Origin of the sequence: Pseudoalteromonas sp. SR45-6 (assembly GCF_014163545.1) — a bacterium.
Lineage (GTDB): Bacteria > Pseudomonadota > Gammaproteobacteria > Enterobacterales > Alteromonadaceae > Pseudoalteromonas > Pseudoalteromonas rhizosphaerae.
In genome coordinates, this window is sequence record NZ_JACJDM010000167.1 from 1 (window position 1) to 679 (window position 679).

Here is a 679-nt window from a genome sequence, read left to right on the forward strand (position 1 = left end):
TTTTGCTTTACGGTGGTAAATAAAAGCAATTATTAATAATAAAACTTGCCCCAGGATAAACAAAGGGTCAAAAAGAAATGAGTCTAATAGGTGTTGTAAACTTTTAGCTTTAAATAACCCAAGTACTTGCATTATAGCTCCAATCGCAAAGAAGGTTAATGCTTGCCAAGAATAAGAACTATCATCCGTATCCGTCATACTTCCCATTAATAATAACCCGTAATAACGGCCATCAGCGCCAACCTCATCTTTTTCTCCTAACAGGTTGTCATAATTGATTTCCACTTTTCGGTAGTATTTTCCCATGTCAGTTGGTTTTTTCGGAGCGCGTAATTCTGATATTTGTTCGGTGTTTATCATAATGTTACTCAAATCCTAATTCTTTTTTTAGCGCATAATTCCATAGTGATAAATTCACTTCGGTTGTAAGCCATTTATTTGGTTTTTCAAGCTCGCCGTACTCATCGCGTTTTGATACTGGTAATATAAATTTATTATCCTCAAAGGCAGTGCTCACTGACGCCCCTTTGCCCTTAGGATACGTTTTCACTCGCAGTCTAAACGTGATTCTGGTTGTGTTGAGCGCTTTAAATATGGCGGCGCAGTTATGCTGATTTACATCGAGCCGTATAACCTGCCCACTTGATAAATCAGTCACTAAAAAATTAAGATGGGTGTC

The 679-nt window shown here is 37.6% G+C and carries 1 protein-coding gene and 1 pseudogene; both read right to left on the minus strand.

What is annotated here, in order from left to right:
* Positions 1 to 360, minus strand: a pseudogene (locus H5158_RS23580) (hypothetical protein); the annotation flags it as partial.
* Positions 361 to 364: 4 nt separating this feature from the next.
* On the minus strand, positions 365 to 679 hold a 315-nt coding region (locus H5158_RS23200), incomplete at its 5' end, for a hypothetical protein (RefSeq protein WP_220491410.1).